The organism is Chitinophaga sp. 22620, assembly GCF_052044405.1.
In the GTDB taxonomy this organism is placed as follows: domain Bacteria; phylum Bacteroidota; class Bacteroidia; order Chitinophagales; family Chitinophagaceae; genus Chitinophaga.
In genome coordinates this window covers 171,116-195,715 of sequence record NZ_JBQEMV010000007.1, presented here as the reverse complement: position 1 = coordinate 195,715, position 24,600 = coordinate 171,116, and the positions used below count along the sequence as shown (strand labels likewise).

Genomic DNA, 24,600 nt, shown 5'->3' with positions numbered 1-24,600 from the left:
ACGGGGCATATTGTTGAGGGAACGGAAAAATCCGTAGTAAACCGGTTGGGATATTTGGGCGGGCTTTACAAAGCTAATACCGGGGAGGCTTTGGTTGGTTGGGGGGAAATCATCGCTGATTTCCCCCTTTTTGCCGGCAAAAAAATTCGTTTTATTATGAATATCAGGCGAAATGGTACAGGAACACCACATCACCCGTGTAAGCGGGTTTCGCCTTACCTTTAATACTGAGGGTGGCGCCGATTATCACTTTCGTAACACCCCTTAAATCCACTATAGAATTGAGTTTCGCTTTCAGTTGCACTTCATCGTTCACCAGCACAGCCTGGCCAAACTTAAATTGCTCTATACCGTAGTTTATTTCCATTTTAACATTGCGGATCTCTGCGATTTGCTTCCACAGGTATGGAATCAGCGCCAGCGTCAGGTAACCATGGGCGATGGTGGTTTTGAAAGGCCCTTCATTCTTTGCTCTTTCCTCATCGCAATGGATCCATTGATGATCCAGCGTGGCATCCGCAAACTTGTTGATCTGTTCCTGATCTATTTTATGCCATTCAGAACTGCCTATTTCTTTACCCTCGTATGCCTGGTATTCTGCGAAACTGTTGACGATCACCATAATTTTTGTTTAATATTTAAAGTTGTAAGAATCCTGGCGATAAAGTATGTCGCCCGGGATAGACGAATTTATAACCTACTGTTATTCTTTCATCTATCCAAATATTATTCCATTTTTATTTATTGAAGAGCCCGCTAAACAAGTCCGGTTCCCCCTGGCTTTATATCCTTTTTTACTTCAAAGAAAGTAGCGATCAGCGCTATTTCTCTGTCAGCGCCTGCCCTTCAAATGTTATCCCCCGCCAGCCATGCTTCATAAACTGCCGGATGTTCTGATGGTCCGTTCCGTCAGGATTATTTAATACGGACTGATAGTGCTCCGCGAATAAAAGAAGGGTATCTTCTTCACTCAGTTCATTTATTTGCGCGAAAGCAAAAACCTTGGCGCTGCCCTGGTTTTGCGTTGCTTCATTAGCTGCCTCGCCGTTTTTAAAGGCTGTAGGCTGATGTTGGTAGTGCGTTTCTATAAATTCGATCACCTCTTTGAATGAGAGGGAATTGTCTTTTAATTTTTTAATTAGGTGCTCTTTCATTCAGCATTTTCATTAATTAGTTTCTCTATGAGGCTGTACGGGAAGCCTGTGGATTACGGCCCGAGAACCTCGTTTAACGGGGCAAAAATAGAAATTTAAAGAGAAAGCTTTTCAAAAACATATACCGCCTGACCCGTTGGTGCGCCGGATGTGATACAGCTGACTACTATGCTAATCCGCATACTTTAATATGTACGGGATTAAAATAGATCACCGGGTTTTGATCGCTTATGCCGAGAATTGTCTGGCCCGGGATTATATCCGATACAAATAATTCCCGGAATCCCTCAAAGGTGAACAGGAATCTTGGGTTATTAATCAGTTGCGTGAGGGCTACCGGGTTATCCTTGCATATTGTCCTGTCGTTGATGTTGATGTAATTGTAGATATTTTTCCGTTTGGCATTCAGTATATTATACCCTCCAACGTAAGCATGCGAATAGCTTCCGTCTCCGCTGCTTAAACTAATATATACCGATTGGCCGATTAGCGGCCTGTAATGATCATTCTTGTATTCCTGGACAACACTCATCATGATCACAAACCGTGATAAAGTAATGGCGATTTCCCGGTTGGTATAAGGAAGCTTACGCATTCCATTCCATATGAGGTTACAACCTTTCTGTATTCGGGTATTTAGCTTTTTGTTGAACGGAATACGGCCTCGCCTGATAAAAAGTTTTACTATATTACTCCTGCACGTCAAATTCCGGGACAATATTTGCTCTATCTGTTCAGTGAGTGCGTCTGCCTCCTCGTTACGTATCTGGGAATAGGAAAAATAAAGTTCCAATTGTTTCTTTTTTTCCAATTGGTTCCAGTGTTCCCCGACGTCGGTCCGCCATTGAATTATATTGCTCCGTCGCCAGGAATAATGAGGCTTGCATTTACGGTCAATGTAATCAAAAATATTGTGCCCTGGTAGCCGGTGTATCTTGTCTTCACCAATCCAGTCAATCAGAAGTTCCATACTTCTGCTCCGCCCTTCGGCTGAGAAGAAGTGGTCGAGGTAGGTTTCCAGCATGCTTTTCGAAACCGGGTAGATATCTTCATCCTTGAGGTTATTAAATGGCTTCGTAAACGGGAACAGTATCCTGTTAAATCTGTAAATTGTTTCGATCCCCGCAAACGGTGTATACAGAAAATGCCCCTTCTGTGCCTGGAGCCGCCAGAGATTTTTCACGTCAAAGGATAAAAAATCAGGTTGATGACCATCTATCAGGTATTTATGCAATCCCGGTTTTGCAAATTCCATTACCTCTCTAAAATCTTTTCTGTTGGCGCATATAATGCAAGCATATTCATCGGCCGGGTTGGCTGAATGAGTTGCGAAATAAGCCGCCACTTCGGGATCCGCCGTGAAATCTATGAAATTGGTCGCTAACCCATAATGCTGGGCGATGGCGATAAAATGATCCGGGTTGTGGATGTAGTTCTTTAAGGCTTGATTACTTCTCATGAAGGAGTACAGGATTCTGAGCCGTTCAAGATGCGAAGTATATTCATTTTGATTTTTGACCCTGTGGACACTTGCCAGAAGCTTCCAGTTCCTGCATTGGCCTCTGAATAGATCAAATTTTCCCTCACCTTGCCATTGCTTAGCCAGGTCAAGTGCTTCTTCCAACGAACCTACTATTGTTTCATAATCCTTTTTCAAAGCCATTGATGTGATCCAGGAATATTTTTAAAAAAATACGTCCTCGGATGCAATTAATAAATTTATTCATTTAGCGCCAAATCTCTCGCTAATTCCCCTCCCTGAACCCGCCAGGCGACTTCTCTGTTTTCGCCTTAAACAGCTTTGAAAATGCGAAGGGGACTCGAATCCCAGGTCATATGTTATTTTTGCTGATCGGCTTCCCGGGTGCTCCATATAACGATTTGGCTTTTTTCTACCAGCTTATGCAAACCGGCTCAGCAGGAAAAAATACCTGTCAATTTTCCGGTTGGCCGTAATAGCCGGGGCTCACTACCTTTATGAAATAAATAAACAGCCATGCAACTTTCAATAGACGATATGTACCAGGCGATTGTCCGGAAAGACACTTCCTTCGAAGGAGTATTCTTTACCGCGGTAAAAACCACCGGTGTATTTTGCCGTCCCTCCTGCAGGGCCAGGAAGCCGAAGAAGGAGAACGTAGAGTTTTTCAGCACAATAAAGGAAGCGGTCATGAAAGGCTACCGCCCCTGCAGGGTATGCCATCCGATGGAAAACCTCCATGAAACGCCACCACGGATAAAACAACTGATGGACGATCTGAATGATGACCCTTCTTTGCGGTTAAAAGATGGAGACCTCCGGCAGAGGCGGCTGGAGCCGAACGCCATCAGGCGCTGGTTCCTTAAGAACTACGGTATTACTTTCCATGCCTACCAGCGGATGCACCGCATTAATACGGCCTTTAAAAAGATACAGGAAGGGCAAACGGTTACAGATGTCGCTTTTGATACAGGATATGAGTCACTCAGCGGTTTTGGCGATTCATTCAGGACGGTTTTCGGTTTCTCGCCCAGGGACAGCAGGACAAAAATGATAATAGACCTAAAAAGGCTGGAAACGCCCCTGGGAACGATGTACGCCTGTGCTGTAGAAGAAGGTATATGCCTGCTGGAATTTACGGACAGGAGAATGCTGGAAACGGAATTTAAGGATCTGGCCAGGAGATTCAACGCCACCATTGTTCAGGGCCATAACGCGCATTTTGCCTTGCTGGAAGAGCAGCTGCGCAGGTATTTCGAAGGCACGCTCAAGCGGTTCACCGTTCCCTTATGCGCCCCGGGCTCTGAATTCCAGCAAAAGGCCTGGTTGGCCCTGCAACAAATCCCGTACGGTGAAACCCGGAGTTATAAACAGCAGGCTGAAAACATCGGTCAGCCGGACGCTGTGAGAGCCGTGGCCAATGCGAACGGAATGAATAAGATCGCTATCATTATTCCCTGCCATCGTGTAATTGGCGCTAACGGTGATCTTTCCGGTTATGGCGGCGGCATCTGGCGCAAGGAAAAGCTGCTGGATATGGAAAAGGCGAACCGCTGACCGCAAAAAAATACCCCGCCCGATGGCGAGGTATTCTTAGGTAAAATGGTACATATATCGTCCTTATTTGGCCAGCAATTCATCCAGGTTATCCGCAGCCATTGCGATACCCTGTTCAAAGCCCATTTCAACGATCTTTTGCAGGTCTTCTTCGCTGGCGAAGGTAATGTAAGTAGTCACCTTCGTGCCGGCGGCTGTTTTGGAGAACTCAACCCGCCAATCCATTTGCGGCATGCCGGGCGTCGGGTTGCCCTGCTCGTCACAGAACATATCTGAGACGGTAAAGAACTCGGGCGCATTGATCTTGCCATAAGTAGCCTTCGCCCAGTGCTTTTCTCCTTCAGGCCCTACCATGGCGTATAACCAGGTGCCGCCTTCTTTGAAGTCCATAGATTTAGTTTCGGCTTTCCATGGCCGGGGCGCCCACCATTGATCCAGCATTTTACTGGTGGTATATGCCTGCCACACCGTCTTGGGCTCGGCGTCGAACTCCCTGGTAAGCACCAACTTTTTGTTGGATGCGTCTTTCGTGATCTGCATTTGATGTTTGGTGGTCATTTTTTACCTTTTTTTAAGTTATTCAATAAATTGTCTAACTGGTTAAATCTGTCATCCCACATATTCCTGAATTGCTCCAGCCAGGTGTCTACTTCTTTCATTTTTTTTGCATTGAAATGGTAATAAATTTCCCTGCCTGCCTGTTCCTGCTTTACGATATGGCATTCCGCCAGTATCTTAATGTGCTTGGACACGGCCTGCCGGCTTGTATTAAAATATTCCGCCAGCGCGTTGGGCGTCATGGCCTGCACGGCCAGCAGCCCTATGATGGCACGCCTGGTAGGATCGGCTATCGCCTGGAAAACATCTCTTCTTACTTCCATGTTATAATGTGCTACTATATGGTTGCAAATATAAGGCAACTATTTGGTTGCGCAAATTTATTTTTGATCTTTTTCGGACAAGATGTTTAGAGGTTGTTGGAAACGCATATTTCATCAGGGTTTCCAAAGGAAAATATTTGCCACAAAAAAAAGGCCGGCTTTTAAAGCCGGCCCATAGCACTTATTGTTATTAAAACTACATTTTCCCCGTCAATGTCACTACCGATCTGCCGGGAACGCCGATAGCTGTATTTTCACCGCCATACAGGCTGCCCGGTTGCAGGCTGCTGCCTTCGGCAGTAACATAGCTGCGCAGCTGTTCCGGCCTTGCATTCCTGAAATTCAGCGTTATGTCAACGGCTGCGGGATTGTTGTTGACGATGACGATATTCACGGTATTATCCGCATTCCGGTAGGCAGACACCAGCAACGGCTCTGATCCGCTGCTGTCCGCAGTCGCCTGTATCCTTTTTGCACCCGGCCTGATGAAACGGCTGTAGTTGCCCAGTACCCACAACATTTTGCTGTCCTGCGCCTGCCCGTCTGTTTTGTTTTTATCGATATAGACCAGGCCGTCTTTGTAATTGTAGGGTGAAACCGCCAGCCAGTATTGCCAGGCCGCGGCATTGGCCACGGTCAGATCATGATGGATCACGCGCGCCAGGTACAGGGCTGCATTCATTCCCAGGTCTTTCCCTTCGCCGTTGATCTCGCCGCCATTGTCGCCCAGGATGCAATACTCGGATTGCCAGAAATCAAGCCCCGGTATGGAATCTATACTGGCGGCCAGCTGTTGCCTCATGGCCACGGCCCCGGCTGCGGGAGAGGTGGTGAAATAACTGTGACCTGCAATACTATGACGGACGTTGGGCAGGCCTCCCAGGTAGCTAGCAGAACTGTTGCTGAAAAAAGCGTTGATCTGCCTGCCTTTACCGGGTTTGTCGTGCGTTTCATACAGGTAATTGATCTTGCCGGCTTCAGCGATCAGTATCTTGATATCCAGTTGTTTCGCGGTGAATGTTTCGCTGAGTTTCCTCACCAGGCCGCTGATCTCGTCGTTGTTATACGGGCAGCCTTCCTGGCCGCCGTCACTCCAATCCCATTGCGGTTCGTTGGCAGGACTGAAATGATCGAACTTCACGCCTGTCTTGCTTTGTACCGCAGGGATCACTTCCGCGACGTAAGCAGATAAGGCTGCATACTTTTCCGGGCTGATATTGCAATTCCCTTTCGTGGCGAATGCTTTCCCGTTGATGGTGAATTGTACCGGCGGGCTGTTGAGGAAAGCAAGGAAATACGGAACCCCTCTTTGTTTCGCGGCCTTGAGGAACCATAGCTGCCCTGCCTGCCGTTCCCGGCTGGCGGCATCATCGTCCAGCAAAGACGCCGCGCGGCGCCATTCATCTTTAATGCCGCTTGAATCTCCCTGCCGCGCGCTTCCCGCGCCGATATTAAAACGCCACATGGAAAGCCCTATGCCCCGGGGCCCGCCGGCAGCGGTGGTATCCATACTGAACAGCCAGTCCGCCATCTGGTTGCGTTTTTCATCCGGCCAGTTGCCGGCAAACTGGCATGCCCATGCATCGGATGCGCCGAAGTTGTGAATGGTCTGGTACGTAACCGCCGGATCGATATGGACGGCAATGGGTTTTCGTTGCGCAGGCTGTGCTGCGGCTTGCTGCAGGGCCATTACGGCGCACAGCAATGGTAGTATGTTCTTCATGATCAATAGCCCTGGTTCTGCGTCAGCTTATTGTTGGATGCCTGTATCTCTGATCTCGGGATCGGTAGCCAGTAATGTTTATTGGCAAAGGCGCGGTTGCTCAGCGCTACTTTACGCGTATAACCCGGCACACCGTTGGTCCTTGTCACATCTATACCATATGCCGGCACATTCTCTGTCACATTCGCGATCTGCCAGCGGCGCACGTCATAAAAGCGGTGCTCTTCAAACGCCAGCTCAACCTGTCTTTCTTTCCGGATGGCATCCCTCATAGCGGCCTGCGAGAGCCCGGCGGGCAGTGGCGGCTGTGCGGTGCTCGTTCTCTGGCGCACCAGGTTCACGGCGTTATACACGGTGCCATCCGGCCCCGCGGCTTCATTCTGCGCTTCCGCATAATTCAGCAGCACTTCCGCGTAACGCAGGTAGATCCAGGGTTGCAGACCGGCTACGTTCCATGGGTTGTCGATCGGGTTGTTGTCGTCCATGAATTTACGGAGATAATAACCTGTTTTGGTAGTGTTCCAGTTGGAAGGACCGTCTTTGCTGTCTTTTCCTCCGGGTGTGAAAATTTCAATAGTGCTGCCCCTGTAGGAAGCGCCGTTATACAGGATGGTAGCGGCCAGCCTGTTATCCCTGTTGGCATAAGGCTGTTGCGGATTATATCCTGAAGTGGGATCGGTAATGTCTTTACCGTTCTTCATCTGGTAAGCATCCACCAGGTTCTGCAGCGGCGTGTTGCCTGCCCAGCCGCCATACCCGTTGGGACCGTTGGCTATTTCAAGGCAAACGTGGCGCGCGCCTACTGCAAAATACCTTGCAAAAATGATCTCGTTGCTGCCGGAGGTGAGGAACAGCCTGCCGTAATCGGCGGCGAGGCCATACTGGTTCAGGTCCATCACCGCTTTTGCGGCTGCTGCCGCGGCCTGCCAGGTGCCTGCATTATACAGCGGGCTGGCGGCATACAAGGCCAGCCTCGCTTTTAAAGCCAGCGCAGCGCCTTTCGTGGCCCGGCCCAGGTCCCAGGTCTTGTCCGCATTCAGCATGGGTAAAGCCTGTGCGGCTGCATCCAGCTCGGCAATGGCGTAATCAAGGCATTGTTTTAAAGTTGAACGGGTGAATAAGCCGCTTTCTGTAAGATTATCCTCGAGGTTGTAGACCTTGTCGCCCATCAGCACCACACCGCCGTAATTGCGGATCAGGTCGTGATAGCGGAAGGCGCGGATAAAACGCAGCTCGGCCCTCAGCAGGCCCCTTTTGGTATCGCTCATCTGCACGCTGTCTATATTGCTCAGGGCGTAATTGCATTCCCTGATGCTCCGGTAGCTTCTTCCCCAGATGGTGCCCGTGATACCGGTGTTTTCAGGGGCCAGCTGCCCGCGCTGCACGAGCCAGGTATTATCGTCGTTGTTGTAGATCGATTCGTCTGAAAGCGCGCTCCACATGGCGTATTCAAACCCTCTGCCAAAGCCCGGCAAGGTGCCTTCGCCTTCTTTGTCCTGCAGCCGGATGCTCATATACCGGTTGATCACATAATTTTCAAAAAGCGCGGAATCGGCTAACAGCGCCACTTCCGAGATGCGGTCGGTTGGCACAATGTCCAGGTAGTCCTTTTTACAGGAAGAAAATATCCCTGATAATATGAATGCCGATATAATTAAGATGTTTGTAGTCTTCATTGCTTTGATCTTTTCGGTTAGAACTTAACATTTACGCCAACATTCACGATGCGCTGCTGCGGGTAGAACTGTCCGCTGGCGCTGCTTCCTTCAGGATCGTAGTCTTTCACCGGGGTAATGGTGAAGAGGTTGAAGGCGCTTGCGTACACGCGCAGCCCGCTGATCCTGATCCGGGAAAGCACATCGGCTTTGATGGTATAACCCAGCTCCACATTTTTTAACCGCAGGAAGGAGGCGTTGTTGAGCCAGAAATTATTCTGGTACAGCCCGCCGTTGATGGAAGCGGATGCCCGGTCGTCCACCCGGGGATAAGTGCCGGCCGTGTTGGAAGGGCTCCAGCGGTTATCCGCCCAGCTGCTGTAGAAGTTGCCCACCGTTCCGGATTCGGGCAGCACGTACTGGCTCACATGTGTTTGGCCTGCCACAACCGCGGAGAGGTCGAAACCTTTGTAATCAGCGCCCAGCACCAGGCCGTAAGTGATCTCGGGTATGTTGCCGTATCGGGATCTTACCTGGTCGTCCGCGGTGATCTGCCCGTCGCCGTTGTAATCCCTGTAGATAAGGTCTCCTGGCTGGTTCCCGCTCAGGTGGGGAAATTTATTGAGGTCTTCCTGTGTCCTGTAAATGCCGGTCACATCATACAGCAGGTAGGTGTTCAGCGGCCTCCCGGTTTGGCGTTGATAATCCAGGGTGCCTGCTGCTTCGTCGATAAATATGATCTCGCTTTTTGCATAGGTGAAGTTGCCGCTGATGCGGTAACCAAACCCGCCGGGCGTGGTGTTGTTATATCCCAGTGAAGCTTCTATGCCGTTGCTGTTCACCTTGCCGATATTCTCCGCGGGCACGAGGGGATCGCTGGCATGTGGGTTCACGATGCCGGAGGACTGCGGGATGGAGGCGTTGCGCTGTGTAAGGATATCCGCCCGCTTTTGCTGGAAGTAAATGAATTCCAGGTTGAAATTTTTCAGGAAAACTGCGTTGATGCCCACATCCAGCTTTTTGGATGTTTCCCAGGTGATGTCCGGGTTGCGCAGCTTGGTGATGTCTATACCCGGGCGGATGGTGCCGCTGCTGCCCAGTACATACAGGTTATTGAAGGAATAGTTATCGAAGTACTGGAACAGCCCTACATTGTCGTTGCCGAGCGTGCCGTAGGAAGCCCGCAGCTTCAGGTCGTTGATGAATGTTACGGGCTCAAACCAGTCTTCTTTGGATATCCTCCAGCCCGCGGATACCGAAGGGAAGAAACCATATTGATTCCCTGGCGCAAATGTGGACGAGCCGTCTACACGGGCCTGCACTTCCAGCAGGTATTTTTCCTGGTAATTGTAGGCCACCCTGCCAATATAACTTTTACGGGTGAAGAGGTAACTTTTGCCGGCGTTGTTCTTATCCGTAGCGGCCGGCCCGCCCTGTGACAGTTCGGGCGTTTGCGGGGAAGGGAAGTTCAGCCGCGCGGCGCTAAGACTGTCCATCACGGTTTTGCTCTGCTCGTATGCAACAAACGCGTCTATGCTGTGCTTGCCGAACTGCCGGGTATAATTGAGCTTGATGTTGGATACGCGCATTTCCTGGTTCTGCTGCAGTTCCGTGAGCGTTGCCGCGCCGGCGGAGCCGCCTACCACCACTTTGTTATACGTATTGGTGCCTGCGCTGTAATTGTACAGGATATACGGCTTGCTGAATGATTTGCTGAAGTTCCAGGATTTGTCCACGGAAAAGAACCCGTCCAGCGACAGCCCTTCAACGCCCGGTATGGCATAGCTGCCTTTCAGGATACCGTTGAAAACCTGTGTGGGATTGCGGTTGGTGCCGGCTATGTCCGTTACCTGCATTACCGGGTTGTTGTTCTCTATGCCGGTGGTGGGCAGCCCGTTAGGGTAAATGGCGGCCACAGTGGGGTAAGCGCGGTATATCGACCGGAAAACGTCTCCCGCGCCGGTCTGCGGAAATAAGCGGTCTTCCTGCCGGCCGGAAAGATACAGGCTCACCTTCAGGCGTTTGGTCACATCCGCATCGATGTTCGATCTGAAATTATACTGGTCGTACTGGGTCACGCCGTTACGGTACAGGCCGTCCTGCCCGATGATGCCCAGGGATATGAAATATTTCACATTGTCGCTGCCGCCGTTCACGGAAAGGCTGTGCTGGTGCTGCCGGGCGGTCTTTTTTAAGGTAGCGTCCTGCCAGTCTGTATTGGGGAAGTTCAGCGGGTCCGAGCCGTCCCTGAATTTCTGCAGCTCCGCGTCTGTATAGAACTGGTTAAGCCCTCCCGCCGGGTTGTTATAATATTCTATTTCGTTCATCATGGCGGCGTAGGTAGCCGCATCCGCCATTTTAGGCAGGCGGGTGGGCGAGGAGAAGCCCTGGTTGAAGCTGTAGCTGATAACGGGTTTACCGGTCTTTCCTCTTTTAGTGGTGATCAGTATTACGCCGTTGGCGGCCCTGCTGCCATATACGGCGGCGGACGCATCCTTCAGCACGGTTACGCTTTCAATATCGTTCGGGTCCAGCCGCTGCAGCCCGCCTATCTGCCCGGGCACCCCGTCTACCACAACCAGCACGTCGTTGTTGCCGGTGGTGGCCAGCCCGCGGATATACATGTTGGATCCGTCGTAGCCCGGCTCGCCCGACCTGTTATTGGCGATGAGGCCCGAGAAACGGCCTGCCAGGGAGTTGGACAGGTTGGGCTGGGGGCTTTTCACAATATCCGCTCCTTTCACAACGGAAATGGAACCGGTGAGGGTGGCCCTTTTTTGCGTGCCGTACCCAACCACCACTACCTCGCTCACGTTCTGGCTATTGGCCACCAGCGATATTTCCAGCGGGGAGTGGTTTTTAACGGGCATTTCGAGGGCGGCATAAGAAATATGGTTGAACACCAGCGTATCGCCCACGGAGGCCTGCAGGGTGAATTGCCCGTTCTGGTCTGTGAGCGTTCCCTGGTTGCTGTGTTTTATCCTGACACTTACGCCCGGCACCCGGTCTTCCCCGGATGTTACTTTCCCTGTAATATTGGCGCGCTGCGCCCGGACGGTTAAAGATGAGATAAGAAGGAGGAGGGACAGGAATACTCCAAAGTGTCCGGACGTTGGTCGAGATCTTTTCATAACGAGTGTTTGGAATTAGTAATTAAACAGCCTCGCGGCTTTGCTGTGAATACTTGCAAATTAAGCCGTGGTTAAGCAGGGGGAGAGGGGGTAAATCGTTTAAAAAAGGGGGTAGAATCATATTTACCCCCCTTTTTATGCGGCTATTTGAAGGCGTCTGAACGGATGATATTATAATCACCGTTAAACGAATGGCGGTATTTTTTGATATAGTCGGAGGGGTTCATGCCGAACAGCTTCACAAACTGTTCGCGGAAGTACCTGATATCGCCGATGCCCACTTCGAGGGCGGCCTGGTTGATCGTATAATTTTCTTTTAACATTAATACCGCGGCCTTTCTTAAACGGATGGAGCGGATGAAGGAATTGATGGTCTGCCCGGACACGGCTTTCACCTTTTTATAAAGGCTGGAATGGCTCATGCCGATGGCCTGGGTAAATGCCTTGATGGAAAAATCGTCGTTATCCAGGTTCTCTTCAACGACCCCGATACATCTCCGGAGGAAATCCTGGTATTCGGCGGGCACACGTATGCTGCTGCTTTTTAAAGTGATCTGGTCCAGGAAATATTGCCTGAGCAGGTTCCTCGTTTTGAGGATGTGCTCCACCTTGGCCAGCAGCAGGTCTTTTTCGAAGGGTTTGGTAATGTAGTCGTCCGCTCCTCCTTCTATGCCCATTACCTGCACATCAGGCGAGGAGGTGGAGGTGAGCAGGATCACGGGGATATGGCTGAGATGCTCGGTTTTCCGGATCTTCCCGCACAGTTCCATGCCGTCCATTCCATCCATATGCACATCGCTGATCACCAGGTCGGGCATGCATTTGTTGACCATGGCGAAGCCGCTGTTCCCGTTATCCGCCTCGTAAACGATATACTTATCCGAGAAAAGCTGCTGGAGGTATTTTCTTATTTCCGCATTGTCGTCGATCAGGAGTATGGACCATTTCCCCGTCACAAGCTCTTCCGCCGCCGGCTCCCGGTTTTTCCAGCCTGGCTCTTCCGGCGCAGCCGGAGCATTGGTTTCCGCGGTCAGTTCTTCCAGCAAGGCAGATTTTGTGGCGGTATCCCCGACAAACCATGCCGTGGGGAGGTGCCCGGTGCCTTTTTGCAGGCGGATAAAAAATGTGGTGCCTTCCTGAACGCGGCTTTCGTAGGAAACAGTGCCCCGGTGGGCTTCAATAAAATGTTTCACCAGGTATAACCCTATGCCGAAGCCGGTCTGCAGGCGCTCGGGGCGGTTGCCGGCCTGCCTGAACTGCTCGAAGATAAGGTTGCCGGACTGTTCGTCTATCCCGCAACCGCTGTCCCTGACGCTGATCAGCACTTCGTTTTCCTGTTCCTCCAGCTCGAAAGTGATGGCGCCTCCTTCCGGCGTGAACTTAAATGCGTTGGATAAAATATTAAAAAGCGCGATCTCTATTTTTTCATAATCGGCATATATCGCGGATGCGGTTCCTTTATGGACGAAGCCGTATTGAATATGTTTGGCCCTGGCCTGCTGGGTGAAGCAGAGGTACACTTCGTTGCAAAGCTCCGCAATGTCCGTCCTGGCGATCTTCAGCTGGTCTCCTCCCGCATCGGCTTTCCGGAAAAGGAGCAACTGGTCCACCAGGCTCAGCAACCGCCGCGAGTTCCGGTACACCACGCCAAGGTCCGCATGGCTCACCTGCTCTTCCTTATTGTGTATAAGCTCTTTCAGGGGGTTGATGATCAGGGTGAGGGGCGTTCTGAACTCGTGCGATACATGGGTGAAGAAGGTGAACTTTCTTTCATTATGCTCTTTTTCCTTTTCTCGTTCCAGGTGCGCGAGCTTTATCTCATATTTCAGGCGCTCCTGCCGGGTGCGGTATTGTATATAAAAATAAATGGCGGCGGCCAGGCAGGTAATATATAAAAGATAGGCCCACCAGGTTCTGTACCAGGGCGGCAGCACGATGATCTTTACGGCGCGCAGTTCCTGGCCCCACTTCCCGTTCGTATTCGTTGCTTTTATTTTGAAGGTATATTCTCCTTCCTGTAAACGGGTGTAATTCGCGGTGCGGGCTTCGCCCGCGTAATTCCAGTCTTTGTCCCAGCCTTCGAGGTAATAAGCGTAGCTGATCTTGTCCGGCGAAGTGTATTCCAGCGCAACAAAGTCCAGCGAAATGGAAGCCTTGCCGTAAGGCACGCGCAGCGCGGGCATATCCCCGCTGTTCCTGCCGGAGATATAAGCGGTATCCTGCTCGATCGGTACGTTATCTATTTTTATTCCCGTGAGCAGCACGGAAGGAATGTCTTTTTGTTCGTACACGCTGTCCGGGTAAAAAATATTGAACCCTTTGATGCCGCCTATCATCAGCTCCCCGGAACGCAGCTTCAGCGCGGCGTTGTAGGCGAACTGGTTGCTTTGCAGGCCGTCTGACTGTGAGAAATTCCGGCATGTGCTTTTTGCCGGATCGAAGCGCGACAGTCCGTTGTATGTACAGAGCCAGAGGTTGCCGGTATCGTCTTCCATAATACGGAGGATGGAATTGCTCGGTAATCCGTCCGCATCGGTGAACCGGGTGAAAGCGCCTGTTTCTGCATTAAAGGACAACAGCCCGCCGCCATCTGTTCCCAGCCAGAACCGGCCCCGTTTGTCTTCATGAATGGCGCGGATGGTATAACCGGTATTATATACTTTATGCTTTTTATGTACCCGGTCGATCCTGACGAGGGAAGAGTAATTGCCGCCCCAGAGGTTGCCCCGGCTGTCTTCCGCCAGGCATTGGATGTTGGTGATACTGTTATCAAAAATATCGAAGCGGTTGGCGGCGCGGTTGAATGTATACAAGGTGCCGTTGTTGGTAGTGCTTGCCCAGAGCGTCTTTTGGGCGTCCTCATATACCAGCCACACATTATTTTCCTCTGCCTTGGTATGCGGGTTTACACAGGTAAACCGCTCGAAGGTACCGCTGGCTTCATGGTAGCGGTTCACGCCGCCGAACCAGGTGGAGAACCAGGTATCTCCCCGGTCATCTTTGATAATGGTAGTAATGAAATTGCTGCTGATGCCGTTTTTATTCCCGGGATGGTAGGTATAATTTTTCCAGGTATTGTTCGCCCGGTTCCAGTGCTTCAGGCCGCCGCCATCCGTTCCTATCCAGATGTACCCGTCCTTGTCTTCACAAAATGAAAAGATGAAATTATTGGTAGGGCTGAGGGAATGATTGTTATTGAAGGAATGCAGCTCAAACGGGGCCGGCCGGGGCTCTATGATGTTGATGCCGCCACGCAGGGTGCCGATCCATTTGCGGCCTTCCCGGTCCTCACAAATGGAATAAACGGCGTTGCTGCTGAGCAGGTGCTTGTTTCCCGGGAAGCTCAGGGCGCCTGCTTTCGTTTCCCCTGGGCGGAGAATGAATATGCCTTCGCCATCTGTGCCTATCCAGATATCTCCATGCTTATCTATACAAAGGTTCACTGCCTTGCAGCTTTCTTCAAGGTAGTTGCCGGAAAATGCTCCCGCCCGCTTGTCGTACCTGAAAAGCCCGGCATTGGTGGCCAGCCATATGCCGCCCTGGCGGTCGGTTCTCAGGCAATTGCCCCGCTGCACCTGGTTGTTCACAACGCTGAGGGTGTTGCTACGGGCATCGTAACGGCAAAGACCTTTGTTTTGCACGAATACCCAGGCATACCGTGTGTCCGTATCAAAATCGATCGCCATTACTTCGTAGTCCATGATCTTCCCGGAACCTTGCTGCAAGGGTATCTGCCGGCCTGTTCCGCCATCGGCGCCAAACAGGATCAGGCCGTTGTTCTCGGTTCCGACGAGCACCATCTTCTTTTTGTCGGACCTGATCACGTGGATATTTCCCGCCAGCTTTTCCGCGCTGCCCGAACCGGCAGGCAGGTACATGGCCGGTGAGAATTTTTCATGGAAGGGATCAAAAATGCTCACGCCTTTGCGGCCGCCGATCCAGAGCCGTTCGGCACCATCCTGCTCCAGGGTCCATATGCCGTTATCCGCCAGGGAAGTGCTGTCCCCGGTCTTGTTCCTGTATATTTTGAATTTATAACCGTCGTACCGGTTAAGCCCGTCGTAAGTACCAAACCACATAAACCCTTTACTGTCCTGGTAAATGTTCACCACGGCGTTGTTGGACAGGCCGTTTTCGATGCCCAGGTACCGTACCGGGTAGCTGGCTGCTGAAAGTGAGTTGGCTGCAATGATCAACGGAAGTAAAAGCAATGCTTTTATTCTCTTCACACCCATATGGCAATTTTAATTTCTATGAAAACCGGCAGAGCGCCCGCGTTTCAGATCTGGTTGTTTCGTATGACCTCTCAGTAAATTGTCAATTTAACACTTTTCCGTGTTATTTGGCAAAACGCATGCAGGGAAACGCAGCGTTGTTTTTTTACGCCGATTCGCCAAAATTGGCTAATATTAAATGATGGAATATGCTTATAAAGAGGTGGATTCCCCGGTGGGGAAGCTGAGGATCGTAGCCAGCGGCAAAGGATTGGCGGCTATTCTCTGGGAGAACGATAAACCCAACCGTACGCGCGTGAGGAAATATACGGAAGAACCGCAGCACCCGGTATTGCTGGAAACGGAAAGCCAGCTGAAAGAATATTTCGAGGGCAAACGCACTTCCTTTTCCATTGCATTGGACCCTGATGGAACGGACTTCCAGAAAGAGGTCTGGCGCATACTTTCTACTATTCCCTATGGCGAAACGAGAACTTACCTGGACATTGCCAGGCAGATGGGCAACGTTAAAGCCGTGCGGGCAGTAGGCGCGGCGAATGGGAGGAACCCTATTTCCATCATTGTTCCCTGCCACAGGGTACTGGGCACTTCCGGCGGGCTCACCGGCTTTGCGGGCGGCATTGAAACGAAAGCGGCGCTGTTGTTGCTGGAAGGAGCGAAGCTGGGGACAAAGCAGGCGGAATTGCCCTGGTGAAACACTACCATCTTCTCAACTGAGCCGGTAAGCCGGGAGATCTTTGGGGAGGGGTTTGTTTTTGCAGGGTTGTTTCCATGTGCCTGCGTTTTTTTTGACATTATTTCTGCAGCTCTTTTTCCATCCATTCGTTTTTGCTCATGCCCAGCACATGCTGCCGGTGCTGCTTGCCCCATGCGCTCAGCAAATTAACGATCTCCTTCAGCGATTCGGCGTACGGGGTGAGTTCGTAAGATATCTGGCCGGGGTTGCCATTCAACTCGATCCGTTTCACAAAGCCGTTCAGCTCCAGGTCTTTCAGTTCTTTTGAAAGCACTTTCGGTGTGATCCCGTCTATAGACCGCTCGATTTCATTGAAGCGCTTTGCGTTGTTGAGCAAGGCGGAGATCACGAGCACTTTCCACTTTCCGCCAATGGCGTAAAGCGCATCCTGGACCCCGCTGATGTGGGCCTTACATTTCTCCACGTTATGAATTTCCTCATTCATTTTTAAAAGAATTTTTGGTGCCACTATCCTTTTGTATACCGGTATCCTGCTGTATAGCAGCGGCTTTTGTAAAGCTAGTGAAAATATTTTTGCCTTACCAAAAAGCAAAAGAATGAAAATATTACATCTCATTTCGAGCCCCCGGCAGGACGGCTCATACAGCATTCAACTCGGCAAAGCTATTGTAGCGCAGCTGCAATCCAAATATCCCGGCAGCATAGTTAAAACCCGCGACCTTACCGCGACGCCTTTCCCGCACCTGGAAGAAATGCATATCCGGTCGTTCCACACGCCGCCGGAGGCACGTTCGGACGAGCAGGTGGAAGCGCTGAAACATTCTGATGAAGCGATTGAAGAGCTGCTGGATGCGGACGTAGTCGTGATCGGCGTACCCATGTACAACTTCAGCATTCATTCCAGCCTCAAGGCATGGATCGATCATATTTTCCGCGTGGGGCGCACTTTCAAATACGGGGAATATGGGGTGGAAGGGCTGGTGAAAGGTAAAAAGGTCTACCTCGCCATCGCTACCGGCGGCATTTACAGCGACGGCGCCATGAAGGCCTTCGACTTCACCGAACCATACCTGAAAAGCGCGCTCGGCTTCATCGGCCTTACAGATATTACCACTTACCGCGTGGAGGGTGTGAGTATCCCTGATGTGAAGGAAACCGCCCTGGAGAAAGCGATTGAAAGAGTGGCGGTATAGATTTTATGTTTGGTTTTTACAAGGCTTTCCCCTGTTGAAGGGGGAAGCCTTTTTTCTGCGGGGCAGTTATGCCCAGAACCAGCTATGTCTTCATCAACCCGGGCTACCATTAACGCGCAGCGTCATTCCTTTCCCTCCATCACTTCTTCAAACACCTCTTCAAACGGCCGGCCGCGGTGTTTGGGCCAGAGGGCGGAAAACTTTATCTCGATGTTCTTGAGCAACTGGATGCACAGTTGTTTATCATCTTCGGTCAGGTCGTGCAGCATCATCATCGCCATCTTCCGGACCCTGGGAAAACTCATGGCTATCACTTTTTCACCTTTGGCGGTGAGCTCGATGCGCTTGGAGCGCTTGTCCTCCACGTCGTCGTACTCCCGGATGAGCCCCCTTTTGATCATGCGGCCCAGCATATCGGTACCGCTGCTCAGTTCGAAAAGGTTTGCATAGATCACTTCCGTTTTCCGGGGGTTCTTTTCCTGTTTAATGGTGAGTAGTATCCCGAATTCCTCTATCTGGTTCAGGTCGGTGCCTTTCAGCGCGAGGTTGGCGTAAGAGAAGTTCAGCTTGTGTATCCGGCCGATGATCTTCAGCAGCAGGCCGTCGGCAACCGGCGGCACCACACCGCCCACCAGCGGGCTTTTTTGTTCTTTGGCCGGGGGGCGGCGGCTGGCGAGATAATGCCGGCAAAAATCTTCAAGGTCCCCGTCAGGGTGATTTTCTTCAAATTCCCCCCAGGCCTTCACCAGTGCAACAGTTTTATTCATAAATGGTTAGTTCGATTCCGAAGCAAATATAAAAAATATGCTTCGGATATTTGGTTATTACTACGATATCGTCTTATATTTGATAAGAATTTATCCGTAAACGAAATAAGTATGCCATGACAACCATGACTATTTACAACATCGCGCTCATTACGCATCTTGCGGGACTGGCGCTTATGGCGGGCGCCACTATCCAGGATTTTTCCATCACCCGGCAGTTCTGGAAACATTTTGCCATCGACCGTTCGCGCGGCCTGGCTATCCGCGAGGCGCGGGAACGGTCGCCTTTGTTCTTCGGCATCGGCGCGGCCTGTATCATCGTTTCCGGCCTTACCATGATGGTCCTGACGAAAGGAGTGTATGGCGAGCAGCTGTGGTTCCGGATCAAGTTCGGGCTGGTGATCCTTATTATCATCAACGGCATCCTGCTGGGCAGATTGCAGGCGGGCAGGCTCGGTAAACTATTGCAGGCAGGAGCGGGGGAAGGCAGTCTGCTGAAGGTGAAAAGCAATATCAGCCGCTTTCACCTGCTGCAACTGTTCCTGTTCCTGGTGATATTCTGCCTTAGCGTATTCAAATTCAACTAACCTTTCATTTGCTTCAACATGGAAAAAACGAGAAGAAATCACTATGCCATCACCGGGCTCATCAGCGCGTTCATGTTCTTCAGCGCTTATTTTACGCTCACCAATAAAGTGGCGATGGGCCTGCTGGGTTTCCCGGATTATTTCAGGATAGAGCTGACGGTGGCCAAGATCATCGGCGCCATCGTGATCCTGCTGCCGGGAATTCCCCAGCGGTATAAGGAATATGTGTTCGTGGGCTTTTCCATCTGCCTCGTATCCGCTTCCATCGCGCACTTCTTCAGCCGCGATCCTTTCTATAAAGTGATACTGCCGCTCACCGAACTGGTGTTGTTGCTGCTGGCCATGCGCTACTTTAATAAACAGGCCGCTAAAGCGAAATGACGGGTGATTTTCTTACATTCAGTGTATGAAGTTCAACTGCGTTATTCCCATCCTGTATTCCGCCAATGTGCCGGCGAGCATCCGTTATTACACGGAGGTGCTGGGGTTCAGCGAGCACTGGGGCTGGGGCGATCCGCCCGATTTCGGCGGCGTCTCCCAAGGCGAGGTATCTGTTTTCTTTTGTGAAAGCGGACAGGGGCAGCCAGGAACCTGGTTGTCCATTTTCGTGGAGAATGTGGATGAATATTACGAAAGCATCAAAGCCAAAGGAGCGAAGATCGTTTCCGTTCCGGAAGACAAGGAATGGAAGGTGCGGGAAATGCTCGTGCAGGACCCTGACGGGCACTTCATCCGTTTTGGGCATGGCATTTAATTACCTCATCGGCCGGCGAAACACACCGGGAATCCCCCTTGGTGCCGGCGCGATTCTGCGCAGGCCTGGCGGATTTCCGCGTACTATTTTTCTTTGAGGTAGGCTTCGATCGCCGCGTAATTTTCTTTTTCCCCGGGCGTGGCCTCGTCTGTAGTTTGCATATAGGTGGCCCATCCCAGCGGCGTGCCATGATACACCCGGTCCGGAATACCCGGATCGGCGCCCGCTTCCATCAATACTTTCACGGCTTCCAGCGAACCGGAGAACACCGCCTGGTGCAAGGCCGTAGCGTGATGGTGAAACCCGTGATCTTTTTCCGGCAGGGCATTTATTTCGACGCCGTGCTCCAGCAACAGGCGCAACATGTCCGCATACCCATAGAACGCCGCCGCCACAAACGCCACCTGCCGCTCGGCAGCATTGGACCGTTCGAGCAATGCGGGTAGCCAGTCCGTCCGCCGCAGGCAAACCGCCGCGGCCAGCGTGAGGTCGCCTCCGCGGTCTATCAGCCTTTGTGCGGCATCTATATTATTATGCGCCAATGCGCCGATCCCGCTGCCCGGCCTCGCCCCGTTATCGATCAACAGATCAATAAGTGTCAATTGCACACCATATTCCCTCGGCACCCTGCCGGTGGCTACAAGTCCAAGCGCATAGTCCAGCTGTTCCTGCAAGGTTTCAGGTGCGTGCTGGCGGATGGTTTTAATAATGACGGCGGCGATGGCGGTGATGTTTTCCGGCAGTTCGCCTCTTTCTACAGGATTGTCCGCAATAAACCACAGGAGGTAAGGTCTTTTGAAATATCCGTCGTCCGGTGTATGATGACGGTAAGACGTAAGCTGTGGATGCCAGGCAAGCAGGTGTTCCAGTTCCGGCAGGTCGCCGGAACCGACGGCATCCACCGCTTTCATGAAAATGGCATCTGTAATGGCAGGGTCGGGCATATAGAAGGTTTGAACGGCTCTGCTGTTAATTTACTGAATTTGCTGCTGCGCAAAAAACAAACAGCATGGATTAACAACCTGCGTCATTGTTGACGCATAAATGTTAAGCAAAAAATTGTTCATTGATAATCAATTGAATGCGATAAAAGGTATACATTTCAATACCTAATTATCAACATATGCCTACCCCCGTTCATCCTGCGTTCGGCTAATTTCGGGCATGATCAGCTTGAGATCATCCACGGAAAAAATTATTGAGAAACGAACGTTATGGCATCCAGACAGACTCTTCGCACAGCACTATTTTCAATTTCTTTTTTGTTATCCATTCACGTTTTTGCAGGCGACCCGGTAAAGTTCATCCGCGAAAAGGACGGGGTGACGGTATACCCGGAAACATACCTGTCAGGCAACGCGCGGGCCGTTAAATTACAGGTGATCACAGACAGGATCATCCGCGTGACCGCTTCGCCGGAAAAAGATATCCCCGCGCGCAAAAGTCTTATTACCGTTTACAGCGCGCCTTCCACCCAATTTACATTGACCGAGAGCCCGGACAAGATCGTGCTGCAGACTTCCGCCCTCACCGCCACCATGACGCTGGCCACCGGGGCGGTCTCTTTCACGGACAAAAACGGCAGGCTGCTGCTGGCGGAAAGGCCCCACAATGGCCGGGCCCTGCAATCCGCCGTGTTCGAAGGCCAGCCCTCATACGGCATCACACAGACCTTCGAAGCCACCGAAGGCGATGCGTATTATGGCCTGGGCCAGCACCAGGACGATGTGTTCAACTACCAGGGCCGCCAGGTATTTCTTTTCCAGAACAATACCGAAGTGGCCGTGCCATTCCTGGTGAGCAGGAATAATTACGGCATCCTCTGGGATAATTATTCCCTCACCAAAGTGGGCGACACGCGGGAGTACCTGCCGCTGAACCGGCTGAAACTATTTTCCGCGAAAGGCGAACCCGGCTGGCTGACCGCTTCTTACAACAATAGCCGCCAGCATCCTGAAAAAGTTGCCTTCACCCGCGCCGAATCCAACATCGACTATGCTTACCTGGACGATACCAAAAAACACCTGCCCGCGGAATTTGTAATGAAAACCGGCGTGCTGACCTGGGAAGGGAGCATCGCATCAGACTTCGAAGGCCTGCACACCCTGCGCATGACCTACGGCGGCTACCTGAAAGTATGGGTGAACGGTAAGCTGCTCGCCGATAAATGGCGGCAGGCCTGGAACCCCGGTACCGCGCTGATGGAAATTCATTTAGAGAAAGACAAAAAATATCCCGTCAAAATATCCTGGATCCCCGACGGTGATGCGTCATACATCAGCGCCAGGTGGATCAATCCTGTTCCGCAGGAAGACCGCAATACGTTCACCTTCCAGTCCGAAGCGGGCCGTATGCTGGATTATTATTTTATCCACGGCGATAATATCGACGAGGTGGTGAGCGGCTACCGGCAGCTGACCGGCAAAGCGCCCATCGTGCCTAAATGGGCCATGGGTTTCTGGCAAAGCCGTGAAAGGTATAAAACACAGCATGAATTATTACAGGCAGTGGCGGAATACCGGAAAAGGAAACTCCCGCTGGACAATATCGTGCTGGACTGGAGCTACTGGAAAGAAGACGCCTGGGGCAGCCAGGAATTTGACCCGCAGCGTTTCCCTTCGCCGGACAGCATGATACGCACGCTGCACAACCGCTACCACACTCAGTTTATGATCTCCGTATGGCCCAAGTTCTACGAAGGCATTCCCGCTTACCGCGATTTTGACAGGAAGGGCTGGCTTTACCGGCGGAATATTGCGGACCGGCAGCGGGACTGGATCGGGAAGGGATATGTGTCCACTTTCTACGATGCGTTCAACGACGAAGCGAAAAAAGGATTCTGGGAGCTGCTGCACAAAAAATTATATAACAAAGGCGTAGACGCCTGGTGGATGGACGCCAGCGAACCGGATGTATTAAGCAATGTAAGCCCGGAAAAACGTAAAGAACAGATGTCGCCCACGGCAAACGGCACTGCCGCCGAATACCTGAATGCTTACCCGCTGGAAAACGCGAAGGGCATTTACAACGGCCAGCGCAGCGCAAATCCGGACAAGCGGGTCTTCCTGCTTACCCGTTCCGGTTTTGCAGGTTCGCAGCATTACGCGGCAGCCATCTGGAGCGGCGACATTGCGGCGCGTTGGGAAGATATGCGGACGCAGATTTCCGCGGGCCTCAATTTTTCCCTGTCCGGCATACCGTTCTGGACAATGGATATAGGTGGGTTTGCGGTGGAGCCGAGGTTTGAAAAACCGTCCGCCAAAGACCTCGAAGAATGGCGGGAATTGCAGGCAAGGTGGTTCCAGTTTGGCGCGATGGTGCCGCTGTTCCGCTCCCACGGCCAGTTTCCTTTCAGGGAAATTTATAACATCTCACCCGAAGGCCATCCCGCCTACAACAGCATGCGTTATTACAGCCAGCTGCGTTACCGGCTGATGCCTTACATCTACACCCTGGCCGGGATGGCGTATCACCGTGATTATACGATCATGCGCGCGCTGGTCATGGATTTTCCCGCCGACGATGCGGTGAAGGAAACCGGCGACCAGTTCATGTTCGGACCTGCTTTGCTGGTGAACCCCGTGTATACTTACAAAGCGCGTGAGCGCGATGTATACCTGCCCGGCGGCCAGGGCTGGTACGACCTGTACACCGGCGCATACCATGAAGGCGGGAAACATATCACCGCCAAAGCGCCCTACGAAACCATGCCGGTGTTCGTGAAAGAAGGTTCCATCCTGGCATCGGGGCCGGCATTGCAATACACCGCGCAGAAAAAAGCCGATACGCTGACGCTGCATGTCTATACCGGGAAAGATGCATCTTTCACCCTGTATGAAGACGAGGATACCAATTACAATTACGAAAAAGGCGCTTACAGCAATATTCCGCTGACATATAAAGCATCAGACCGGAGCTTACTGATCGGGGAGAGGCAGGGCAGCTTTCCGGGTATGCTGCACAACCGCGTTTTCCGCATCATATGGGTGAGCCGGAATGCCCCAAGGGCCTGGCTTCCGGACGCAGCGGCGGACGTTACCGTGCAGTATAACGGCACGCCCCTAACAGTTCGGGAAGCAAAATAACCTGACTATTATTCAATAACCAAGATCAAAAAAACGAGACGTTTATGACTGATCATTCCACGGATGGGAAGCTCCTTGCTTCCTGGATCTGCAGTTTCACGTTACCATTTCAATTTAAGAATGATCATGTACGGAGATGCGGCCAGCGGCGGCAAAACCACTTATTGCGATAATTGTCCCGGCGGCGCGGTGGCTTACCCCTTCGCGCAACGCCAGGGCGGTTACCGCTGGCGGAAATACCAGTACTACGAAGAAGTGGCCAGCTACGGCGGCCCCGCCAGCAGCATCAATTCGCAGGTGATCCGTTTTGCGGACGTGTTGCTGATGATCGCGGAAACATACATCCAAACCAATGCGCCGGAGTCCGCCCGGCCGTACATTAACCGTGTGCGCCAGCGCGCCGGCGCTTTCCAGTACACAACGCCGGGCAGCCAGGCCGCGGCGATGCAGATACTGATGCGTGAGCGGCAGATCGAATTCGCCGGCGAACAATCCCGTTACTTCGACCTGCTGCGCTGGGGCTTGCTGAAACAGGTGCTGAACCCTGAATTGCAGGCGCAGTACGGCGCGGCAACTTTCCAGGACAGGAACGTATTGCTGCCGATCCCGCAGCAGGAGAAGGATACGAACCCGAATGTGGCAAACGATGTGGCCAACAGCTGGAACTAACCCAATGCCCGCAGATAAAACTGCGGGCATTT

Annotated in this window: 20 protein-coding genes; 8 read left to right on the top strand and 12 right to left on the bottom strand. The window is 51.8% G+C overall.

Annotated elements, in window-relative coordinates; all coding sequences use genetic code 11:
- Positions 1 to 163 precede the first annotated feature (163 nt).
- From ACTJIK_RS25600 to ACTJIK_RS25590, 3 genes are all read right to left on the bottom strand, one after another.
- The gene (locus ACTJIK_RS25600; RefSeq protein WP_440650450.1) at positions 164 to 622 is read right to left on the bottom strand and encodes a MaoC family dehydratase; all 459 of its coding nucleotides are present in this window, start codon (positions 620 to 622) and stop codon (positions 164 to 166) included.
- A gap of 199 nt (positions 623 to 821) precedes the next feature.
- A complete protein-coding gene (locus ACTJIK_RS25595) occupies positions 822 to 1,154 on the bottom strand; it encodes a HopJ type III effector protein (RefSeq protein ID WP_440650448.1) in 333 nt (110 codons plus the stop codon).
- Positions 1,155 to 1,320: 166 nt separating this feature from the next.
- Complete coding sequence (locus tag ACTJIK_RS25590) at positions 1,321 to 2,817, bottom strand: FRG domain-containing protein (protein ID WP_440650447.1); 1,497 nt, start codon at positions 2,815 to 2,817, stop codon at positions 1,321 to 1,323.
- A gap of 333 nt (positions 2,818 to 3,150) precedes the next feature.
- Here ACTJIK_RS25590 and ACTJIK_RS25585 point away from each other — a divergent pair, with 333 nt between their 5' ends.
- Positions 3,151 to 4,191, top strand: a complete 1,041-nt coding sequence (locus ACTJIK_RS25585; RefSeq protein WP_440650446.1) for a bifunctional transcriptional activator/DNA repair enzyme AdaA — start codon at positions 3,151 to 3,153, stop codon at positions 4,189 to 4,191.
- 63 nt (positions 4,192 to 4,254) lie between these two features.
- Here the strand turns inward: ACTJIK_RS25585 and ACTJIK_RS25580 are convergent, their stop codons facing one another.
- The 6 genes from ACTJIK_RS25580 to ACTJIK_RS25555 all read right to left on the bottom strand — a co-directional run bounded on the left by ACTJIK_RS25580 (position 4,255) and on the right by ACTJIK_RS25555 (position 15,810).
- Positions 4,255 to 4,749 carry an SRPBCC family protein gene (locus tag ACTJIK_RS25580; protein ID WP_440650444.1) on the bottom strand — a complete coding sequence of 165 codons (495 nt, stop codon included), beginning with the start codon at positions 4,747 to 4,749 and terminating at the stop codon, positions 4,255 to 4,257.
- A complete protein-coding gene (locus ACTJIK_RS25575) occupies positions 4,746 to 5,072 on the bottom strand; it encodes an ArsR/SmtB family transcription factor (protein ID WP_440650442.1) in 327 nt (108 codons plus the stop codon). The genes ACTJIK_RS25580 and ACTJIK_RS25575 overlap by 4 nt, the downstream gene beginning before the upstream one ends.
- Positions 5,073 to 5,268: 196 nt before the next feature.
- Entirely contained in the window at positions 5,269 to 6,795 is a 1,527-nt protein-coding gene (locus tag ACTJIK_RS25570) for a glycoside hydrolase family 30 protein (protein ID WP_440650440.1), read from the bottom strand.
- A gap of 2 nt (positions 6,796 to 6,797) precedes the next feature.
- Positions 6,798 to 8,471, bottom strand: a complete 1,674-nt coding sequence (locus ACTJIK_RS25565) for a RagB/SusD family nutrient uptake outer membrane protein (protein ID WP_440650438.1) — start codon at positions 8,469 to 8,471, stop codon at positions 6,798 to 6,800.
- A 17-nt stretch (positions 8,472 to 8,488) separates the two neighbouring features.
- A complete protein-coding gene (locus ACTJIK_RS25560; RefSeq protein ID WP_440650437.1) occupies positions 8,489 to 11,581 on the bottom strand; it encodes a SusC/RagA family TonB-linked outer membrane protein in 3,093 nt (1,030 codons plus the stop codon).
- A gap of 143 nt (positions 11,582 to 11,724) precedes the next feature.
- Positions 11,725 to 15,810: a hybrid sensor histidine kinase/response regulator transcription factor gene (locus tag ACTJIK_RS25555; RefSeq protein ID WP_440650435.1), complete on the bottom strand. Its 4,086-nt coding sequence runs from the start codon at positions 15,808 to 15,810 to the stop codon at positions 11,725 to 11,727.
- A gap of 184 nt (positions 15,811 to 15,994) precedes the next feature.
- Here ACTJIK_RS25555 and ACTJIK_RS25550 point away from each other — a divergent pair, with 184 nt between their 5' ends.
- Positions 15,995 to 16,510 carry a methylated-DNA--[protein]-cysteine S-methyltransferase gene (locus ACTJIK_RS25550; protein WP_440650433.1) on the top strand — a complete coding sequence of 172 codons (516 nt, stop codon included), beginning with the start codon at positions 15,995 to 15,997 and terminating at the stop codon, positions 16,508 to 16,510.
- Between the two features lie 100 nt (positions 16,511 to 16,610).
- On the opposite strand, the gene ACTJIK_RS25545 is transcribed toward ACTJIK_RS25550, so the two are convergent.
- A complete protein-coding gene (locus ACTJIK_RS25545) occupies positions 16,611 to 16,997 on the bottom strand; it encodes a winged helix-turn-helix transcriptional regulator (protein ID WP_440650432.1) in 387 nt (128 codons plus the stop codon).
- A gap of 112 nt (positions 16,998 to 17,109) precedes the next feature.
- On the opposite strand from ACTJIK_RS25545, the gene ACTJIK_RS25540 reads away from it, so the two are divergent.
- Positions 17,110 to 17,706: an FMN-dependent NADH-azoreductase gene (locus ACTJIK_RS25540; protein WP_440650431.1), complete on the top strand. Its 597-nt coding sequence runs from the start codon at positions 17,110 to 17,112 to the stop codon at positions 17,704 to 17,706.
- Between the two features lie 122 nt (positions 17,707 to 17,828).
- On the opposite strand, the gene ACTJIK_RS25535 is transcribed toward ACTJIK_RS25540, so the two are convergent.
- Positions 17,829 to 18,473, bottom strand: a complete 645-nt coding sequence (locus ACTJIK_RS25535) for a MarR family winged helix-turn-helix transcriptional regulator (protein WP_440650429.1) — start codon at positions 18,471 to 18,473, stop codon at positions 17,829 to 17,831.
- Between the two features lie 116 nt (positions 18,474 to 18,589).
- Between ACTJIK_RS25535 and ACTJIK_RS25530 the strand changes: the two genes are divergently transcribed.
- From ACTJIK_RS25530 to ACTJIK_RS25520, 3 genes are read left to right on the top strand one after another with little or no spacing between them, the layout of a single operon-like run.
- Positions 18,590 to 19,060: a hypothetical protein gene (locus ACTJIK_RS25530; protein ID WP_440650428.1), complete on the top strand. Its 471-nt coding sequence runs from the start codon at positions 18,590 to 18,592 to the stop codon at positions 19,058 to 19,060.
- Positions 19,061 to 19,078: 18 nt separating this feature from the next.
- Positions 19,079 to 19,441 (top strand): DoxX family protein, encoded by a 363-nt coding sequence (locus tag ACTJIK_RS25525; RefSeq protein WP_440650426.1) that lies wholly within the window; start codon positions 19,079 to 19,081, stop codon positions 19,439 to 19,441.
- Between the two features lie 25 nt (positions 19,442 to 19,466).
- Complete coding sequence (locus ACTJIK_RS25520; RefSeq protein WP_440650424.1) at positions 19,467 to 19,814, top strand: glyoxalase superfamily protein; 348 nt, start codon at positions 19,467 to 19,469, stop codon at positions 19,812 to 19,814.
- Between the two features lie 83 nt (positions 19,815 to 19,897).
- Here ACTJIK_RS25520 and ACTJIK_RS25515 read toward each other — a convergent pair whose 3' ends face one another.
- Positions 19,898 to 20,758: an ankyrin repeat domain-containing protein gene (locus ACTJIK_RS25515; RefSeq protein ID WP_440650423.1), complete on the bottom strand. Its 861-nt coding sequence runs from the start codon at positions 20,756 to 20,758 to the stop codon at positions 19,898 to 19,900.
- A gap of 318 nt (positions 20,759 to 21,076) precedes the next feature.
- Here ACTJIK_RS25515 and ACTJIK_RS25510 point away from each other — a divergent pair, with 318 nt between their 5' ends.
- Entirely contained in the window at positions 21,077 to 23,899 is a 2,823-nt protein-coding gene (locus ACTJIK_RS25510; RefSeq protein WP_440650422.1) for a TIM-barrel domain-containing protein, read from the top strand.
- Between the two features lie 126 nt (positions 23,900 to 24,025).
- Complete coding sequence (locus ACTJIK_RS25505; protein WP_440650420.1) at positions 24,026 to 24,568, top strand: RagB/SusD family nutrient uptake outer membrane protein; 543 nt, start codon at positions 24,026 to 24,028, stop codon at positions 24,566 to 24,568.
- Positions 24,569 to 24,600 lie beyond the last annotated feature (32 nt).

Bases quoted from the DNA above. Each gene is read 5' to 3' on its own strand.
- ACTJIK_RS25600 (WP_440650450.1), bottom strand. From the start codon at position 622: ATGGTGATCGTCAACAGTTTCGCAGAATACCAGGCATACGAGGGTAAA.
- ACTJIK_RS25595 (WP_440650448.1), bottom strand. From the start codon at position 1,154: ATGAAAGAGCACCTAATTAAAAAATTAAAAGACAATTCCCTCTCATTC.
- ACTJIK_RS25590 (WP_440650447.1), bottom strand. From the start codon at position 2,817: ATGGCTTTGAAAAAGGATTATGAAACAATAGTAGGTTCGTTGGAAGAA.
- ACTJIK_RS25585 (WP_440650446.1), top strand. From the start codon at position 3,151: ATGCAACTTTCAATAGACGATATGTACCAGGCGATTGTCCGGAAAGAC.
- ACTJIK_RS25580 (WP_440650444.1), bottom strand. From the start codon at position 4,749: ATGACCACCAAACATCAAATGCAGATCACGAAAGACGCATCCAACAAA.
- ACTJIK_RS25575 (WP_440650442.1), bottom strand. From the start codon at position 5,072: ATGGAAGTAAGAAGAGATGTTTTCCAGGCGATAGCCGATCCTACCAGG.
- ACTJIK_RS25570 (WP_440650440.1), bottom strand. From the start codon at position 6,795: ATGAAGAACATACTACCATTGCTGTGCGCCGTAATGGCCCTGCAGCAA.
- ACTJIK_RS25565 (WP_440650438.1), bottom strand. From the start codon at position 8,471: ATGAAGACTACAAACATCTTAATTATATCGGCATTCATATTATCAGGG.
- ACTJIK_RS25560 (WP_440650437.1), bottom strand. From the start codon at position 11,581: ATGAAAAGATCTCGACCAACGTCCGGACACTTTGGAGTATTCCTGTCC.
- ACTJIK_RS25550 (WP_440650433.1), top strand. From the start codon at position 15,995: ATGATGGAATATGCTTATAAAGAGGTGGATTCCCCGGTGGGGAAGCTG.
- ACTJIK_RS25545 (WP_440650432.1), bottom strand. From the start codon at position 16,997: ATGAATGAGGAAATTCATAACGTGGAGAAATGTAAGGCCCACATCAGC.
- ACTJIK_RS25540 (WP_440650431.1), top strand. From the start codon at position 17,110: ATGAAAATATTACATCTCATTTCGAGCCCCCGGCAGGACGGCTCATAC.
- ACTJIK_RS25535 (WP_440650429.1), bottom strand. From the start codon at position 18,473: ATGAATAAAACTGTTGCACTGGTGAAGGCCTGGGGGGAATTTGAAGAA.
- ACTJIK_RS25530 (WP_440650428.1), top strand. From the start codon at position 18,590: ATGACAACCATGACTATTTACAACATCGCGCTCATTACGCATCTTGCG.
- ACTJIK_RS25525 (WP_440650426.1), top strand. From the start codon at position 19,079: ATGGAAAAAACGAGAAGAAATCACTATGCCATCACCGGGCTCATCAGC.
- ACTJIK_RS25520 (WP_440650424.1), top strand. From the start codon at position 19,467: ATGAAGTTCAACTGCGTTATTCCCATCCTGTATTCCGCCAATGTGCCG.
- ACTJIK_RS25515 (WP_440650423.1), bottom strand. From the start codon at position 20,758: ATGCCCGACCCTGCCATTACAGATGCCATTTTCATGAAAGCGGTGGAT.
- ACTJIK_RS25505 (WP_440650420.1), top strand. From the start codon at position 24,026: ATGTACGGAGATGCGGCCAGCGGCGGCAAAACCACTTATTGCGATAAT.